This window comes from Spirosoma koreense, assembly GCF_054777875.1.
The window spans coordinates 39,755-57,008 of sequence record NZ_BAAHAC010000002.1; the positions used below are offsets into that span (position 1 = coordinate 39,755).

General features: G+C 51.6%; 20 protein-coding genes. 15 read left to right on the top strand and 5 right to left on the bottom strand.

The window, feature by feature from the left end:
* Window positions 1–14: 14 nt before the first annotated feature.
* The 10 genes from ACYVC2_RS00795 to ACYVC2_RS00840 all read left to right on the top strand — a co-directional run bounded on the left by ACYVC2_RS00795 (window position 15) and on the right by ACYVC2_RS00840 (window position 7,273).
* Entirely contained in the window at window positions 15–728 is a 714-nt protein-coding gene (locus ACYVC2_RS00795) for an SDR family oxidoreductase (protein WP_461100363.1), read from the top strand.
* A gap of 129 nt (window positions 729–857) precedes the next feature.
* A complete protein-coding gene (gene sufC, locus ACYVC2_RS00800; RefSeq protein WP_461100364.1) occupies window positions 858–1,607 on the top strand; it encodes a Fe-S cluster assembly ATPase SufC in 750 nt (249 codons plus the stop codon).
* 78 nt (window positions 1,608–1,685) lie between these two features.
* Window positions 1,686–3,011, top strand: coding sequence for a Fe-S cluster assembly protein SufD (gene sufD, locus ACYVC2_RS00805; RefSeq protein ID WP_461100365.1), 1,326 nt, complete (start codon window positions 1,686–1,688; stop codon window positions 3,009–3,011).
* A gap of 100 nt (window positions 3,012–3,111) precedes the next feature.
* The gene (locus tag ACYVC2_RS00810; RefSeq protein ID WP_461100366.1) at window positions 3,112–4,035 is read left to right on the top strand and encodes an esterase-like activity of phytase family protein; all 924 of its coding nucleotides are present in this window, start codon (window positions 3,112–3,114) and stop codon (window positions 4,033–4,035) included.
* Between the two features lie 89 nt (window positions 4,036–4,124).
* Window positions 4,125–5,363 (top strand): SufS family cysteine desulfurase, encoded by a 1,239-nt coding sequence (locus ACYVC2_RS00815; protein WP_461100367.1) that lies wholly within the window; start codon window positions 4,125–4,127, stop codon window positions 5,361–5,363.
* Window positions 5,364–5,389: 26 nt separating this feature from the next.
* Window positions 5,390–5,608, top strand: a complete 219-nt coding sequence (locus ACYVC2_RS00820; RefSeq protein WP_461100368.1) for a hypothetical protein — start codon at window positions 5,390–5,392, stop codon at window positions 5,606–5,608.
* A 10-nt stretch (window positions 5,609–5,618) separates the two neighbouring features.
* The gene (locus ACYVC2_RS00825; protein WP_461100369.1) at window positions 5,619–5,903 is read left to right on the top strand and encodes a type II toxin-antitoxin system RelE/ParE family toxin; all 285 of its coding nucleotides are present in this window, start codon (window positions 5,619–5,621) and stop codon (window positions 5,901–5,903) included.
* Between the two features lie 4 nt (window positions 5,904–5,907).
* Window positions 5,908–6,336 carry a SufE family protein gene (locus tag ACYVC2_RS00830; protein WP_461100370.1) on the top strand — a complete coding sequence of 143 codons (429 nt, stop codon included), beginning with the start codon at window positions 5,908–5,910 and terminating at the stop codon, window positions 6,334–6,336.
* A gap of 97 nt (window positions 6,337–6,433) precedes the next feature.
* Window positions 6,434–6,745, top strand: a complete 312-nt coding sequence (locus ACYVC2_RS00835) for a DUF59 domain-containing protein (protein WP_191038809.1) — start codon at window positions 6,434–6,436, stop codon at window positions 6,743–6,745.
* Between the two features lie 96 nt (window positions 6,746–6,841).
* On the top strand, window positions 6,842–7,273 hold the full coding sequence (locus tag ACYVC2_RS00840; RefSeq protein WP_461100371.1) for a BrxA/BrxB family bacilliredoxin: 432 nt from the start codon (window positions 6,842–6,844) through the stop codon (window positions 7,271–7,273).
* 80 nt (window positions 7,274–7,353) lie between these two features.
* On the opposite strand, the gene eboC is transcribed toward ACYVC2_RS00840, so the two are convergent.
* Together eboC and ACYVC2_RS00850 are read right to left on the bottom strand one after the other, a co-directional pair.
* Window positions 7,354–8,229 (bottom strand): UbiA-like protein EboC, encoded by an 876-nt coding sequence (eboC, locus tag ACYVC2_RS00845; protein ID WP_461100372.1) that lies wholly within the window; start codon window positions 8,227–8,229, stop codon window positions 7,354–7,356.
* An 88-nt stretch (window positions 8,230–8,317) separates the two neighbouring features.
* The gene (locus tag ACYVC2_RS00850) at window positions 8,318–9,250 is read right to left on the bottom strand and encodes a TatD family hydrolase (protein WP_461100373.1); all 933 of its coding nucleotides are present in this window, start codon (window positions 9,248–9,250) and stop codon (window positions 8,318–8,320) included.
* Window positions 9,251–9,417: 167 nt separating this feature from the next.
* On the opposite strand from ACYVC2_RS00850, the gene ACYVC2_RS00855 reads away from it, so the two are divergent.
* Window positions 9,418–10,092, top strand: a complete 675-nt coding sequence (locus ACYVC2_RS00855; protein ID WP_461100374.1) for a DUF4136 domain-containing protein — start codon at window positions 9,418–9,420, stop codon at window positions 10,090–10,092.
* Between the two features lie 6 nt (window positions 10,093–10,098).
* A complete protein-coding gene (locus tag ACYVC2_RS00860; protein ID WP_461100375.1) occupies window positions 10,099–10,773 on the top strand; it encodes a porin family protein in 675 nt (224 codons plus the stop codon).
* Window positions 10,774–10,801: 28 nt separating this feature from the next.
* Here ACYVC2_RS00860 and ACYVC2_RS00865 read toward each other — a convergent pair whose 3' ends face one another.
* On the bottom strand, window positions 10,802–11,476 hold the full coding sequence (locus ACYVC2_RS00865) for an EboA domain-containing protein (RefSeq protein WP_461100376.1): 675 nt from the start codon (window positions 11,474–11,476) through the stop codon (window positions 10,802–10,804).
* A 184-nt stretch (window positions 11,477–11,660) separates the two neighbouring features.
* Here ACYVC2_RS00865 and ACYVC2_RS00870 point away from each other — a divergent pair, with 184 nt between their 5' ends.
* The gene (locus tag ACYVC2_RS00870) at window positions 11,661–13,469 is read left to right on the top strand and encodes an SGNH/GDSL hydrolase family protein (protein WP_461100377.1); all 1,809 of its coding nucleotides are present in this window, start codon (window positions 11,661–11,663) and stop codon (window positions 13,467–13,469) included.
* Window positions 13,470–13,660: 191 nt separating this feature from the next.
* On the opposite strand, the gene ACYVC2_RS00875 is transcribed toward ACYVC2_RS00870, so the two are convergent.
* Entirely contained in the window at window positions 13,661–14,557 is an 897-nt protein-coding gene (locus ACYVC2_RS00875; protein WP_461100378.1) for a tyrosine-type recombinase/integrase, read from the bottom strand.
* A 300-nt stretch (window positions 14,558–14,857) separates the two neighbouring features.
* Window positions 14,858–15,055 (bottom strand): 30S ribosomal protein S21, encoded by a 198-nt coding sequence (gene rpsU / locus ACYVC2_RS00880; RefSeq protein WP_093830837.1) that lies wholly within the window; start codon window positions 15,053–15,055, stop codon window positions 14,858–14,860.
* Window positions 15,056–15,110: 55 nt separating this feature from the next.
* Between rpsU and ACYVC2_RS00885 the strand changes: the two genes are divergently transcribed.
* Both ACYVC2_RS00885 and ACYVC2_RS00890 read left to right on the top strand, forming a co-directional pair.
* The gene (locus ACYVC2_RS00885; protein WP_461100379.1) at window positions 15,111–16,037 is read left to right on the top strand and encodes a Ppx/GppA phosphatase family protein; all 927 of its coding nucleotides are present in this window, start codon (window positions 15,111–15,113) and stop codon (window positions 16,035–16,037) included.
* A 45-nt stretch (window positions 16,038–16,082) separates the two neighbouring features.
* Window positions 16,083–17,249 (top strand): glycoside hydrolase family 43 protein, encoded by a 1,167-nt coding sequence (locus ACYVC2_RS00890; protein ID WP_461100380.1) that lies wholly within the window; start codon window positions 16,083–16,085, stop codon window positions 17,247–17,249.
* Window positions 17,250–17,254 lie beyond the last annotated feature (5 nt).

Sequence of the window (17,254 nt, forward strand, 5' to 3'; positions counted from 1 at the left end):
CTTACCAAACAAGTATGAAAACCGAACACCGACGCACAGCGCTTATTACCGGAGCTAATAAAGGAATCGGCAAAGAAATTGCCCGGCAACTGGCCCAGCGCGGATTTGCCGTGTTTATCGGTGCCCGTGACATTACCAAAGGGCGGGAAACCTCCGAGGAGCTTTGTGCGCAGGGCTACGAATCGACATTTATTCAGCTCGACGTAACCGACCCAGTCAGCATTCGGACGGCCTGCGGCACCTTCTCTCAGAAAGCCGATCACCTGGATGTACTTATCAACAATGCGGGTATTCTGGAAGATCACGGCGAAACGATTCTGAACCTGAACGCCGAGATGCTCGATCGAACCCTGAAAGCCAACGTAACCGGTCCGATTCTGGTCACGCAGGATTTTGTGTCGCACCTCCGAAAAAGTCCGCAGGGTGGTCGTATCATCAATGTATCGAGTGGTGCTGGTGCCCTCAAAAACATGAACACCTATGCGCCCGCTTACAGCATCTCCAAAACCGCGCTGAATGCCGTTACGAAGCAATTCGCGGGAGCCTTGCGGGCAGACAACATCAGTGTCAACTGCGTCGATCCGGGTTGGGTACGGTCTGATATGGGTGGCCCGAATGCGAGCCGCTCACTCGAAAAGGGGGCCGAAACGATCGTGTGGCTGGCAGCCGATGCATCCCAGTCGGAAACTGGAAAATTCTGGCATGATCAGCGGGAAGTCGACTGGTAGATCCGGAAGCGGATAATAAACCAGACGGTGTCAACTTTTAACGACCCGATTTTGTTACCCTATCGGGTCAGATACTGTTTCGTCTGTTATCTTTGCGGCTTCATTTAGCCGTCACGCTATATTTCTACTATGTTATCCATCAGTAATTTACAAGCCTTTATTGGCGACAAGCAGATATTGAAAGGTCTTGACCTGGAGGTCAATGCGGGTGAAGTGCACGCGATTATGGGGCCCAATGGCGCTGGTAAGAGCACACTAGCATCGGTGCTGGCAGGTCGCGACGACTACGACGTAACGGGCGGCAGTGTACTATTTCAAGGGAAAAATCTGCTGGAAATGGCTCCGGAAGAACGGGCCGCCGAAGGTATTTTCCTCGCTTTTCAATACCCGGTCGAAATTCCGGGAGTCAGCACAACCAACTTTCTGAAAACCGCGCTCAACGAGATCAGAAAATATCGTGGGCAGGAATCGCTCGACGCCGTGCAGTTCCTGAAGCTGATGAAAGAAAAAATGAAGCTCGTCAACATCGACCAGTCGCTGCTGAGTCGTTCGCTGAACGAAGGCTTTTCGGGAGGAGAGAAAAAACGTAACGAGATTTTCCAGATGGCCATGCTCGAACCGAAACTGGCAATTCTGGATGAAACCGACTCGGGTCTGGACATCGACGCGCTACGGATCGTGGCCGACGGGGTCAATCAGCTTCGCTCGCCGGAGCGGGCCACGATTGTTGTAACGCACTACCAGCGGCTGCTGGATTACATCGTTCCGGATTACGTTCACGTGCTCTACAAAGGCCGTATTGTCAAGTCGGGCCCCAAAGAGCTGGCGCTGGAGCTGGAAGAAAAAGGGTATGACTGGATCAGAGCCGAAGCGGCATAATTCAATGAAACGTAAGGAATAAAGACTATCCTGCTCTATATTCTTCACGTTTCATTCTTCATTCTTCACTGAAAAAAGATGACTCCTTCTTACGCATCTTACAACGATTTTAAAAACCAGTTGCTGGCGGCTTTTCGGGACAACGAAGAGCGGATGAACGGCGAGCGGAAAGCCCCCTTTCATCAGCGTCGGCGTGCGGCTCTGAAACAGTTCGATCTGCTTGGCTTTCCGACCATTCGGCACGAAGAATGGAAATATTCGAATGTAAACGGGCTTCTGAAAGAATCGTTTGAACTCGACGAAACGACCACGTTGACCCCGGAAGATCTGGCTCCGCTGGAGATTCCGAATCTGGACGGAAATATTCTTTATTTCGTCAATGGCCGCTTTCATCCCGAACTTTCCCGGATTGTTAGCCCCGCCAGCCAGGTTCAGATTACCAGTTTTGCCGAAGCGATCAAGACCGATCCTGAGTTTATTGACGCCCATTTTGCGCATTATGCCGATTATCAGGACAATGCGTTTACGGCACTGAATACAGCAATGGCCAGCGATGGCGTGATCGTTCGCGTACCGGCCAATACGGTAGTCGAACAGCCAATTATTCTGCGCTTCATTACCGACGCCCGGCAGAAAAACAACTCATCGCAGCCCCGAAATCTGATTACCGTCGGCCAAAATGCCGAAGTAATGATGGCCGAGTCGTACCGGACTCTTGGCGAGCAGGCAAGTTTTGTAAATGTGGTAACGGAGATTGTGCTTAGCCGCGACGCCCGGATGCAATACTACAAAGTGCAGAATGAAACCGAAAAAGCGTACCACATCGGTACCACGCAGGTCAGCCAGTCGGACAATAGTCATTTTTATTCAGCAACGGTCACGTTGAACGGCAACTTCGTTCGCAACAACCTGAACATCGTGCTGAATGGACAGCATGCCGAAGCGTTTATGTACGGGTTATACATGCCCAACGGTCGACAGCATGTCGACAATCATACGCTGGTCGATCATGCGATGCCGAATTCGTACAGCAATGAACTGTACAAGGGTATTCTGGACGACAACAGCACGGGCGTGTTCAACGGGAAGATTTTCGTGCGGCCCGACGCTCAGAAAACCAATGCCTACCAGTCGTGCAAAAACGTGGTACTGTCGCCGGGCGCTTCGATGAACACCAAGCCTCAGCTGGAAATTTTTGCCGACGACGTCAAATGTTCGCATGGCACCACTACGGGTCAGTTGAACGACGAAGCGCTGTTCTACATGCGCTCGCGTGGCATTCCGAAAGACGACGCCCGGACCCTACTGCTCTATGCCTTCTCGCAGGATGTTCTGAGTCAGATTAAAATTCAGCCTATTCGTGAATACCTGGAACGGGTGGTTACGGAGAAACTGACCAAATAAACAAGTGTATCGACTAGGCTGACTCGGTCGGTTAAACAGTTTTCGTGGCTGTTTAGCCGACCGAGTCACTTTTATTGGCCGACGAAGTATCTTGCAGCCAATGCGACTATCCGGACTACTTTTCTGGGCTCTTGTTGTGGCGACTACCGTAGCGTCGGCGCAACGCATACAGTTTACTTTCGAAGGCGATTCGACCACGATTCCACTCGGCATAGACAGCCTCCGTGGTATTTCGGGTCTCGATATCATCCCGGCCTCCGGCGAATGGCATCTCGTCAGCGACCGGGGTCGGCATTTTGTCTTCAGCGATATCCATAGTCTCCTCGACCTGGGCAATAGCCGGCACCTGAAGTCGGTCGAACGGACGCCTTTCTGGCTGGAAAGTATTCGCTACGATTCTCGCACCGGCACCTATTTCTGGACCGATGAGCATGAGTTTGTAACCTCCTTATGGGCGGGTAAATCGATTAACGACAGCGCCCGCCAGGTGCTGCTGAAAATGCCGTTGCCTGGCTCAAACAAAGGCCTGGAAGGATTGGCGCTTACGGCATCGGGCGCGCTCTGGGTAGCTCCCGAAGCGGGCTGGGAAGGCCAGACCCGGATGCAGCAGGATACCATTTCATTTTACCGCTACCCTGCTCCTCTTGCGTCTGATCCCGCGGTGGAACGCTTTGCCTATCCGATTAAACGCTGCTTTTTTGCGCAGGGCGAAGAACGACTGAATGGTATTTCCGAAATTCTGGCCATCGATGAGTCGCAGCTGCTAGTGCTGGAGCGGTGCTACGATGCCAAACAGAAACAGGTAACGGCCAGCCTGTATGTAGCCACACTGGATGAAAAAACGCACACGTTGACTAAAGAGCTGGCGTTCGATTTTACCCGGCAATTTCCCGGCGTCGTTTGCAATCTGGAAGCCATGGCCTGGGCCGATGAGCAGCGAAAAACACTGGTCCTGATCGCCGACGATAACTTCCGAAGCAACCGAACTCTCCGGAATCAGGTAATTATGCTTCACCGACGCTAGGGCCGAACCTAATGGCCTTCCGTTGCTGTTTTACTAATGACTCTTGGGCAAAAATGCCTTCAATTGCCTCTTCTTAGTACGAATACACTATGCAATCAGCGATAGAAATGCCCCTTGACATTCAGAAAATTCGTCAGGATTTTCCCATACTCGATCAGGAAATAAACGGTCGGAAATTAGTTTATTTAGACAATGCAGCTACCAATCAGAAGCCTTTACCGGTCATTCACGCGCTGACCCGCTATTATGAGGGGTATAATGCAAATATACACCGGGGTATTCACCACCTGGCCGAGCAGGCTACGGCAGCTTTCGAAGCTTCGCGCCGGGCAATCCAGGCATTTCTGAATGCCAGACACTGGCAGGAGATCATTTTTACGTATGGCACGACAGACGGCATCAATCTGGTCGCTCAGTCGTACGGTCGCCGGTTTCTAAAGGAAGGGGATGAGATCATCATCTCGACTATGGAACACCATTCGAACATTGTTCCCTGGCAGATGCTCTGCGAAGAAAAAGGCTGCGTGCTCAAGGTTATTCCGGTCGACGACAATGGTGAACTGATTCTGGAAGAATACGAAAACTTGCTATCAGAGCGTACTAAGTTCGTTTCGTGTGTGCATGTCTCAAATTCGCTGGGCACGATCAATCCGGTCAAAACCATTATCGACAAAGCCCACGAAGTTGGGGCTGTAGTCCTGATCGACGGTGCGCAGGCCAGCTCTCACCTGGACCTCGACGTACATGCGCTCGATGCCGACTTCTACGTGTTATCGGCGCATAAACTCTATGGCCCAACGGGCATGGGGGTTCTGTACGGTAAAAAGGCGATTCTGGACGCAATGCCACCCTACCGGGGCGGGGGCGAAATGATCAAGGAAGTCACATTCGAGAAAACTACCTACAACGACCTTCCCTACAAGTTCGAAGCAGGGACGCCCAATATCGCCGATGTCATAGCGGTGAAGACGGCGCTGGAGTATATGGCCGGCTTAGGAAAGGAAAATATTGCCGCTCATGAAAACGATCTGCTTCAGTACGCTACCGAGCAGTTAAGCGAATTGGATGGTCTGCGGATTGTGGGGCAGGCAAAGCATAAAATTGGTGTGATTTCCTTCGTCATGGAAGGCATTCACCATCAGGATATTGGCGTGATTCTGGACCAGCAGGGCATTGCCGTTCGAACGGGTCATCACTGCACCATGCCGCTGATGCAGCGCTTCGGTATTGCCGGAACTACGCGCGCTTCGTTTGCAGTTTATAACACCAGAGACGAAGTTGACCGACTCGTTCAGGGACTACGCCGGGTCCAGAAAATGATGCTCTGATCCAGTAAAACCGTACAGACCAAATTATGGAACCAGCAGAGACGTTGTTGAATAAGAGTCAGGTAATCGAAAGTTTCGGGAACTTACCAGATCAGGTAACGGCAGATCAGCTTATCGAGCGGATCTTATTTATACGCCTGATAAATGAGCGACTTCAGGAAGTAGAAAGAAGCTCGGGAACCCCGCACGAAGATTTTATGCGTGAATTTAATGATTATAAAGCTCAAAAAAGAGCTGAAAAATAGGGTAGTTATTATGACGCTCATCTGGTACGACAGTGCGAAGGAAGATGTCAGAAAAGCTTATAGCAATTATTACGATTATTCCCCTGTTCTAGCAGAAGACTGGTCGGATGATTTAGACAGAAAAATTGCCCTATTGATGACATTTCCCGAGATGGGACGCATAGTACCTGACTTCGAAATTAGTTTTATTCGTGAAGTATTTGTCCGGAATTACCGCTTGGTTTATCAATATCAGGAGGAAACACTCCGGATTTTAGCTGTTCGGCCAATGGGGCAACCTCTCGGCAAAATTTGAGAAAATGACAATTAACGAAAAGCAGGACGAGATCATCGACGAGTTTGACCTGTTCGAGGATCAGCTCGATAAGACGCAGTACATTATCGATCTGGGCAAAAAGCTACCGCCTATGCCCGAATCCAAACGAACTGACGAACACCGGATTGTGGGTTGTCAGTCGAAGGTGTGGGTCGATGCCGAAATGAAGGGCGACAGGCTCTATTTCTATGGAGATAGTGAACCTACGGCTCAGATTTCCAAAGGATTGGTTGGCCTACTGATTCGGGTCCTGTCGGGCGAAAAACCCGAAGACATCGCGGCTGCTGACCTGTACTTTATTCCCCGCGTCGGTATGGGTAACCTGATTACTTCCCTGCGGGCGGGCGGCCTGGCTTCGATGATCGAACGCATGAAAGCCTACGGCCGGGCCTATTCAGGTCAGACGGCTTAATTTTTTCAATTTTCGTCCCCGCAAAGGAATCTTAGGTGGGGGCACTTTTGTTTTATGGGGCAGAACCGGGTTGCCGGCGCTGCCACAAACTAAGGCAATGACAGACGAAGAATTAAAAGAACAGGTAGTACTGGCCCTTAAAGGCGTATATGATCCCGAAATTCCGGTAGATGTGTACGAGCTTGGGCTTATCTACGACATCAAAATATTTCCGGTTAACAACGTCTATATTTTGATGACGCTGACCTCGCCCTCCTGTCCATCGGCCGGTTCGATCCCCGCAGAAATCGAGGAAAAAGTACGGGCTATCGAAGGCGTCAATGACGTAAGCGTTGAACTGACTTTCGACCCGCCCTATTCGACCGAATTGATGTCGGAAGTAGCGAAACTGGAACTTGGATTTATGTAAAAAATAAGTTGTTAGTAGTTAGTCGAGAGTTGTCAGTATAAAACAACTGCCTCGCTCGACTAACTACTAACAACTCTCGACTAACTACTAATTATTATGTATCCTCCTCATTTGCTTGTCCCGATGCGGGAAGACCTGACGAGCGTTGGGTTTGAAGAACTTACCACTGCCGATGCGGTGGTCAACACCATGGAAAACACCGAAGGCACCATGCTGGTTGTGGTAAACTCGGTATGTGGCTGCGCAGCGGGTGCAGCTCGTCCGGGTGTAAAAGCAGCCTTAGCTGCCAGCCCGGTGAAGCCCGACAAAATGGTGACCGTTTTTGCGGGTGGTGACCTGGACGCAACGGCGAAAATGCGGGAATACCTGCTTCCCTACCCTCCTTCGTCGCCTGCCATTGGCATTTTCAAAGATGGTGAGCTGGTTCACTTTATCGAGCGGCATCATATCGAAGGACGGTCGGCACAGATGATCGCACAGCACCTGGAAATGGCGCTGGAAGAATTCTGTACACCTGCCAACGCATAAGGGTAAAATCAAAGCTGCGGCTTTGGGAGTGAAGCTATTTGCTCACACTCCCAAAGCCGCAGCTTTGATTTTGCAGATAGTTAGGTTACCGCAAATACCTTCGCCAGCAAACGCGACAGCGGTAACAGACAAAACACCAGCAGCGCCAGCGGAAATGACGCAAACGCGGCTACCCAGGCCGCGTTCATGACAATGAGCGCCAGTACACCCGCCCGCACGGCCAGACCAATGTTTCGGCCAACCGGCTCCCTCACAGCCCGCCAGAGTGGTGGAAAAATATAATAGCCGAACAGAATTAGAAACGGCAACGCTGTTCCCAGCTGTTGCTGGCGTTGTGCAAGAGCGGCTACGCATCCAATCACGAGCGCATAGAGCAGCCCGGCCGCGCGCAGGGTTGTCGGACTGCCGCCGTGTACTTCGCCCCGACTGATCATCGTGATGGCGGCAATGTAGGCAATCGGTACCAACCCAATCCACGCCCAGGGCATCACCTGATCAGGCAAAATACTAACGCCCAGCAGTAGGTTCAGTCCCCGGCACAGGCCCATGTTCACCGGTCCCAGCCAGTTGTGATGCTTCCCAAACCGGTCGTAAACGAGCGATGCGACAGCAATACCCACGGCCAGCAAACCAGCGGTCTGATTGACTATAAATGAGGCACCTATACCGCCCGCCAATAAAAGTGAACCGAGTAGGGTAGCCTGACTTTTACTGATTATACCGCTCGGTATCGGTCGTTCGGGCCGTTCGACGGCATCCAGCTCCGCATCGAAGACATCGTTGAATACCACCCCACCTCCGTACAAACAAACTGTGGCCAGGCTAAGCCAGCCTACCGAAGCAGCAGACGGATCGGGCAGGCTGAAATAACCCGCAATAGCCATACCTGCCAGCACATCGGCAATCGCGGTCACCAGATTAGCCGGGCGGGTAAGAGAAAGAAGCGCCTTTATCATAATGAATAATGAATAATGGATGATGAACAACGAATAATGCAGAATAGTACCAGCCTACAGTTATTATTCACTGTTCATTATCCATTATTCATTTTATAATCGTTGATTCCTTGTCTACCCGCGGTGCCTGGCCACCTCGAAGTACCGAGCTGCCGTTATAGCGCTGGCTCTGGTCGATGCCCATCGGCTGCGTCAGATCGTCCAGACTTAACTGACCACTTTGCGCAAAGGCCGTTACGGCATTGGTAAATGTCACCAGCCGAATGGCTTCGTCCGAAATACCGTGTTGTTTCATCAAAGCAGCCGTTTTCGGAACGGCCAGCGGGTCGCTGATGCCCCAGTCGGCGGCCGAGTTGATCATAATACGCTCCGGTCCGTATTGCTTTACAATTTCCACCATGCGTTCATTGCCCATCTTGGTGAAGGGGTAAATTGTAAAGCCTGCCCAGAAGCCCCGGTCCAGTACTTCGCGTACGGTTTCTTCGTTGTTGTGATCGACAATGACCATACCCGGATCGATGCCATGTTCAAGAGCAATATCCATACTGCGGCTTGTTCCCTGCTTTTTATCGCGGTGGGGCGTATGGATTTGTACGGGCAGATTGGCTTCTTTAGCCAGTTCCAGTTGCGCCCGATAGTATTTGTCTTCCGCGGCTGTCTGATCATCGAAGCCGATTTCGCCCACGCCAACTACGCCTTCTTTGTAAATGAATAAAGGCAGGATTTCCATAACCTGCTCAGCCAGTTCTTCCTGGTTGGCTTCTTTTGAGTTTAGCCCGATCGTGCAATAGTGCCGGATACCGAACTGGGATGCCCGAAACCGCTCCCACCCGACCAGACTGGCGAAATAATCCCGGAACGAATCGACGCCCGTACGAGGCTGCCCCAGCCAGAAAGCCGGTTCGATCAGGGCTACGACACCGGCGTCGGCCATCGCCTGGTAATCGTCAGTCGTGCGGGAGGTCATGTGAACGTGCATGTCGAAGAACGACATACCCCGAATTGAATCCATAAAATCCATATTTCTTCAGCATTAAGTGGGTCGATACACGCGGTAATTCGTCAACAAAGTTCTCAAAAATCCAGCTCGACCCCTACCCTTTTTAGTTAGATTTTAATTGTGATTACGCAAACTTCGCTGTGATCTATTCGTTTTATAGTTAGTACAACAACAAATCAACCATGCATATGCTTCATCATCTCAGGTTAGGAAAAGGGGGCCTTTGGGCGATCCTACTGCTAACGATCGGCGGAACCCTGACCGCCTGTCGCGAGAATGCCATCAATGATCTAAGCCCGGCGGATAGTCCCGTTTATATCACGAACTATGACCGTTCGATCAACTTCGGTCAGTATAAAACGTTTAGCCTGCCCGATTCGGTCATCGTTCAGTCTAACGATAGTTACGCAGCCGTTAAAACCAGCGTATCTGACCGGTTCGTTTCGAATGTAGCTTCGGCCATGACCACCAATGGCTTCAGACGCGCGAGCAAAGGCGATTCGGCTGATCTGGGTATCGCTATCATCCGGGTCAACAACCAGTATACGGGCATTGCCAGCAACCCTTATTCGTATTATTCGAATTATTGGGGGTATGGCGGCTACGGCGGATTAGGTGGACTGGGCGGTTATTATCCGTATTACCCAAGCTACTACACCTATCAGGTAACGGACCAGTACTGGGAAATCCAGATTGTGGATCTAAAAAACAGACCTCAGGCCACTACCGGCAACAACCAGCAGTCGCTGAACGTCATTTTCGACGCTACGATCCGCGGGACAGACATTACCGACCCGCAGTCTGTCGACGCAGCAACCAGCGCTATTTTTAATCAATCGCCTTACTTACGGGCAACTGAATAAGCCATTATGAAATCGATCATAGGAGTCCTTGCGTTTATGGCCTTAACCACAACGGCCTGGGCGCAATATCGAAACGACAATTCGGGTGATGACCTGTTTCAGTCACCCTACAATGAATACGTCACCTTCAATATATCGGCCCGTTACGGAGTGGCTTTTCCGATGGGCGGTCAGCAGGGATACATTGACCGGATGTCGCCTACTAACTTTGCGCTGGAAGGCGAATGGCTCTTTCCAAAGCGGTTCTCGATTGGCCTGAAAACCGGTTATCAGTACAACAAGCAACGACTGGGGCGCTCGGTTTATAACTACGTGGATGGCAACACCGGACAGGATATTTCGGCGGTACAAACCCGAACCCTGTCGGTTATTCCGGCTATGGTGTCACTCTCGTACTATTTTGCGGATAATGCGGCTGCTATCCGACCTTATGTTCAGTTCGCTGGTGGTGGTGCTTTCATCGATTACACCAATTATTTTGGCACGCTGGCCGATCAGAAAAATGGCTTCAAAGGGGCAATTGCTCCCGCTATTGGGGTAAAATACTACGGCCGACGCGAGCAGGGCTTCGGCGCCGAAATTCAGGCGCAGTACCAGAACGTGTTCTTCAATTACGATCTGCTCAAAAACAGCAGCCCATCGCTGATGATTTCGGCCGGGATTGCGTACCGATTCTATTAGTAACGTGGACGGTCGGCCGCACTACTCCTTACATTAACCGCTCGATATTCAGCGGTAAACTACGTCCGGCAGCCCGGCGTTCGGCGGCATAATCCGCCAGCGTCTGGGCCAGCCGGGCGTTTTTGCGTTCATCCAGACCGCTGATCTGTGTGATGTCCTTATCCGTAAAAAACGCTTTCAGCACCAGTTGATTCCAGGCTGCTTCATCGAAATAATCCATCGGGTACGGATTATGCAGCATAATGGCCGACTGCACATCGGCAATGTTGTTTCGAATCCCTTCCGTTGCCTGAAACCGCCACGCTTCCGGATAAGCCAGCACCGGTAAAGCGGAGTACAAAGCAACCAGTTCGTTGAGTTCGCCCGCCTTAAACAGCTGCGAGATGGTTTGAGTATACGTCGGCTGGTCGTCGATCGGGAGTTGCAGCAGCCACCACACCCGCGCTAGCCGGTCGAGCGTCCAGCCCGTCACGGTAAAGCCCGGTCGGATTCGTTCGATGGCAAACGCCATATCCGTCGGCACCTCAATAGGTTGTTTTCCGACAAAGCGTGGAATAGCCGTAAATACCCGGTAGAAGGTGGCCGTTTGTGGGTTAGCCTGAAACGCATCGGCCTGCTGACGGAGATAGCCGACCGCTTTTTCGGAATTGGCCTGCTGTTCGATCAAATAAAACAGCGTCTGGCTCATCTGAGAAATATTCATGCTGCAAAAGTACCAGAAGAAACTATTACTCTCAGGGCTTTTGCGGATAGCCGTGCTACGGTTTCTGCCACTGCTTCAATGAACGTGGCAGGGCTATCCGCAAAAGCCCTGACTCTTTCTATTCAAAAACACATTAGGCTATTGCTATACTCACCTTTATAAAGTTCAGGTTCGCTATTTTGTGATGAAAAAAACGCTACTCGTTGCGCTTCTTGGGCTCATACAGCACTTTGTTTTCGCTCAACCAAACACCAGTTACGTCTGGTGGAATCCGGTTCAGACAGACATGGCCGTAATCGAAGGCCAGGGCTGGTCAGGAAAAAGCCTGCAAAGTCCATACGACAGGCTCCCCGCTCAGGCCGAAAAAACCGTCCGTAGCCCGGTCTGGAACTTGTCGCACAACGGAGCCGGACTGATGATCCGATTCCGGGCCAGCACCGATCAGGTAGTCGTTCGGTATGCGGTTACAGGCAAGCAGGCTCTCCCACATATGCCCGCAACGGGAGTCAGCGGCATCGATCTGTACGCCGGCAATAGCGACGGCGACTGGCTTTGGTGCGCGGGCAAGTACACCTTCGGCGACACGATTCAGTATCAGTTTGCAAACCTCGAAGCCAACGACAGCTATCATCAGAAAGGGCGCGAGTACCGGCTGTATCTTCCGCTTTATAACTCCGTTAAATGGCTGGAAATTGGTGTTCCCACTGGCGTGACCTTAACTCCCTTGCCCGTTCGGGCCGATAAACCCATTGTGGTCTACGGTACATCCATTGCCCAGGGAGCCTGTGCTTCGCGGCCGGGCATGGCCTGGCCCGCTATTCTGAGTCGCAAATTAGATCGGCCGCTCATTAACCTGGGTTTTTCGGGCAACGGACGGCTGGAAAAGGAAATCGTTACCCTATTGCCGGAACTGGACGCAAAGCTGTACGTGCTGGACTGCCTGCCTAATTTAGTTGCCACGGTCGGCATCAAACCCGATTCGATAAAATTCCGGATCATCGAATCGGTAAAAACGCTTCGCCAGAAACGTCCGGAAACGCCTATCCTTTTGGTCGAACATGCGGGCTACAGCGAGGGCAGTATCAACCCCACCCGGCGGCAGTTATATACTGATGTCAACGTACTGATGCAGCAGGCTTTTGCGCAGTTGAAGAGCGAGGGCATCCAGAAAATTTACCTACTGCCGAAATCAGCCATCAATCTGGATACCGATGCAACGGTCGACGGGACACATCCGACGGATCTGGGCATGCAGCAATACGCCGACGCCTACGAACGCATCATTCGTACGATTCTAGCCGAACCAGTTGGCGACATTTCGACAACGAAGCCCCGAACACAGTACCGAGATGCCCGCGTCTACGACTGGGAAACCCGCCACCGCCATATTATGGCCCGCCTGAAAAGCAAACCCCCACGCATCGTTTTTTTCGGCAATTCGATTACGCACTTTTGGGGTGGCGAATCGACCGGGGCAACCGTACGCGGTTCGGATAGCTGGAATGCGATTATGGAGCCGCTGGGAACGGCAAATCTGGGGTACGGTTGGGACCGCATCGAAAATGTGTTGTGGCGGGTCTATCACGGCGAACTGGACGATTATTCGCCCGCTCAGATTGTCCTTATGATCGGCACCAACAACCTTCAGTTCAATACGGACGCTGAAATCAGTAGCGGGCTCGCGTTTCTGGTCCGGGCCATGCAAACCAGACAGCCTAAGGCGGATATTTTGATGATTGGCATATTACCCCGCCGAAATGAAGAGGCCCGAATTGCCGCGCTCAACCAGAAAATCGCCCAGACGGCCGGTGAGCTAAACGTTACGTTTATCCAGCCGGGTACAGTCTTCCTGAAGGCTGATGGAAAAATCGATGAATCATTATTTGGCGATGGGTTGCATCCCAACGCAGAGGGCTATCGTCAGTTCGTAACCAAACTTCAACCATACCTGAAAGCTGCAGAACCGACACCCGTTTCGAAACGCAGGAAATAGTCCGACAGGATGAACAGGATTTTCATTACAAGCCTGTCCAGGGTTTCAAATTTAATAAGTACTTAACTGCTGGTCAGAGTGTGAGTTTGTCATTCCGACCGGTCCGCCGGTGCGGAATGACAAACTCACTTTTCAAATTCCTAAACACTTTCTACTCATCCTGTAAATTCTGTCGAAATAAACTCTACCCCTTACTTCTTCGCTTTCGGATGAGCCTGGTCGTAGGTTTTCTTGAGTTGTTCGAGGCTGGTGTGCGTATAGATTTGGGTGGCAGCCAGGCTGGTATGCCCCAGCAGATCCTTGATGGCATTCAGGTCGGCACCCCGGTTGAGCAGATGCGTCGCGAATGTATGACGCAATACGTGCGGGCTTTTCTTTTCAAGGGTCGTCACCAGCGTCAGGTGGCGCTTCACAATTCGCTGAATCAGAACCGGGTAAGCCGGAACGCCCTTGTCGCTCACCAGCAGATAAACCGCGTCTGCCTGCCCGGCAAAGGCCTCTTCTTTTAGCCGGATGTATTGCTGTACCAGTTCGAAGAGCGGTTGCGTCAACGGCACGATTCGGTGCTTATTCCGCTTACCCAGCACGATAATCGTTTTTTCGTACAGGTTCACGTCGGTCGTTTTCAGGCCCGTTAGCTCACTCAGGCGGATGCCCGTTCCGTACAAAAGCTCAAGCACCAGCTTGTCGCGGACACCCTCGAACGTGTCAGGAAACTCGACATCGTTCAGAAGCATTTCCATCGGTTTTTCCTCGACATATTGCGGCAGTTTTTTACTGACTTTCATTGCCTGAATCTTTGTCATCGGATCAATCTGGATGACCTTCCGGCGCAACAGAAATTCGTAAAACGCACGCAACGTCGCAATCTTGCGGTTAATGGACGATTTATCCAGCCCCGCTTCAACCAGGCTCACAATCCACGACCGGATGTGCCGGAAGTCAGCCCCCTCGGGCTGCTCCACCCTGCATTCGGCGGCCAGAAACGTACTGAACTGCTCCAGATCATTCGTATAAGCCGTCAGCGTATGATGACTCAGGCGCTTTTCGTAGCGAATATGCTGAAGGAAGTCAGAACCGGAATTCATGGGATTTTATTGATTACGATGATTTGTGACGGATGAGCTACCTCAATTGATTCTGCCAGGTTTCGGTCGTATCACTAACAAGTTTACTAAGATTTGCGGAATCAGGGTAATTCGGCCATTAATTTGGTCGAAGATTTATCTAACCGTTCAGTCTCTCCGGTGATTCCGTAAAATCACAAAAACCCCGGTCATAAAAAAGCAGCAGACATCGCTGCCTGCTGCTTTCTGTGCTGTTTCTTCCAGTACACCAACTGACTGCGCATTCAGTGGCGTATGGCTAGCTGCGGATCACCGGGCGGTCTATTGCTCGGTGTGATTGCCGTACATTCTTTCTTTGTACGTGGCTTTGATAATCTCAGTGCGACGCTTTACCGACGGTTTTTGGAAAGCCGTCCGCGACCGCAACTGCCGCAACACACCCGTCTTTTCGAACTTCTTTTTGAAGCGTTTCAGGGCTTTGTCGATCGACTCGTTGTCTTTTACGTTAATAATAAGCATGTTTAAATATGGTATTTAGCTAAAACCGGACGGCAAAGATAATAGTTTTGCAACTATGAAGCAAGCCATTATCGACTTAGGAACCAATACATTTCACCTGCTCATCGCCGAAAAAACCGGCACTACCTACCAGACTGTTTTTCGGGAAAGCCGCTCCGCCAAAATAGGAAAAGCAGGTATCAATCAGGGCGTGATTACCGAAGAAGGCATTGGTCGGGCGCTAACCGTACTTACCAACTTCCGGCAGGTACTCGATCAGTATGAGGTAGCTCCCGAACAGGTAATCGCTATAGGAACCAGTGCTATCCGGGTAGCCCGGAATCAGCAGGAATTCATCGATAGGGTTCGGCAGGCAACCGGGCTTCAGATTCGGGTTATTTCGGGCGACCAGGAAGCAGACTATATTTATCAGGGTATCCGGGCCGCTGGCGCGCTGGACGACGACATGGCGCTGATCATGGACATCGGCGGGGGCAGCGTCGAGTTCATTCTGGGCAACCAGTCGCGGGTGTTCTGGAAACAAAGTTTTGAGATCGGGGGCCAGCGACTTCTCGAACGCTTCATGACCACCGATCCTATCGGTCCGGGCAGTATCCGGCGGCTTCACGATTATTTCCAGGAACAACTACTGCCCCTGGCAAACGCCATTCATCAGTATCAGCCGACGGTTCTGGTCGGTTCGTCGGGCTCGTTCGATACGCTGGTCGATATGTGGTACATGCACGAACGGGGCCATCTCCCCGACTCTGCACGTCCTACCTTTACACTACCCATCGCTGAATTTTACCGCGCTTACCAGCTGCTGGTTCAGCGCAACCACGACGAGCGCATGCAGATTCCGGGCATGATCGAACTGCGCGTCGACATGATCGTGGTGGCCGTTTGCCTGATCGATTTCGTCCTGAAAACCTACAACATTCCCCAAATCCGAACCTCGACCTTTTCCCTTAAAGAAGGTGTGCTGGCCTCAATCAGTGAATAAGTTGGGCTCAGCATGACTACCTTTGCCGGTGATATCTTCGACCTAATGAAACATTTAAAACTTCTTCTTTTTGTTTTGACTGCGCTGGCCTGGCAGCCATCGCCAGGCCAGACGACCCTGAGTTCTACGGCCGCCAAAACCACCTACGCCAATCCCTTGCCGGTCCAGCTCGGTGACCCGTACATGCTCCATACGCAGGGTATGTACTATATGTATGGCACAGGCGGTGGTGCGGACAAAGGGTTTGTGACCTACTCTTCGAAAGATATGGTCAACTGGAAACCAGAAGGCCAGGTCTATTTTCATAATAACAAAAATGGCTGGAGCGAACCCAACAGCGCCTTTAATGGTGCTTACTGGGCGCCGGAAGTATATGAAGTAAAAGGCAAATATTACCTCTTCTACAGCGCCCAGTGGAAGCATAACCCGACGAAGGAAGTCGAGAATTTCCGGATTGGTGTAGCTGTTGCCGACAAACCGACCGGTCCGTTTATCGACTTGGCCAGCCAACCCCTTTTCGATCCAGGTTACCCAGTGATCGATGCCAATGTCTTTTTCGACACCGACGGCAAAGCCTACCTATATTTCTCGCGGTGCTGCTATAAACATCCGGTCGAGAGCGAAGTAGCCGATCTGGCCCGCAAAAAAGGCTGGTTCAACCAGATTGAGGAAAGCTGGGTGTATGGTGTGCAGCTTAAACCCGATTTATCGGGCGTTATTGGCGAACCGGTTTTAGTACTTCGGCCGCCCGTTTCTCTCAGCGACAAACAGGCCGAATGGGAGAGCCGGTCGGTTATGGCCCGCGAAGTCAACCGGCGCTGGACCGAAGGTTCGGTTACTTTCAAGAAAGACAATATATATTACATCATGTATTCAGCCAACCATTTCGGTGGGCAGTATTACGCCATTGGCTACGCCACAGCCCGCTCGCCCTTAGGTCCGTACCAGAAAGCGGCCAACAATCCGGTTTTGCAGAAAAATACCGACCGGGGCGGCTCTGTGTCGGGCACGGGTCACAACAGCGTGACGTACTCGCCCGATGGTCGGGAAATGTTCTGCGTTTACCACGGCCGAACCGCTAAGACTGGTGATGAACGGGTCGTTTTTATCGACCGCATGCAGGTCGACAAGGGCCGGATTAAAATCCTGGGACCGACTACCACGCCCCAGAAACTTCCCTCGGGCGTTCCGACGACGGTTAGCGGCAAATAACCGCC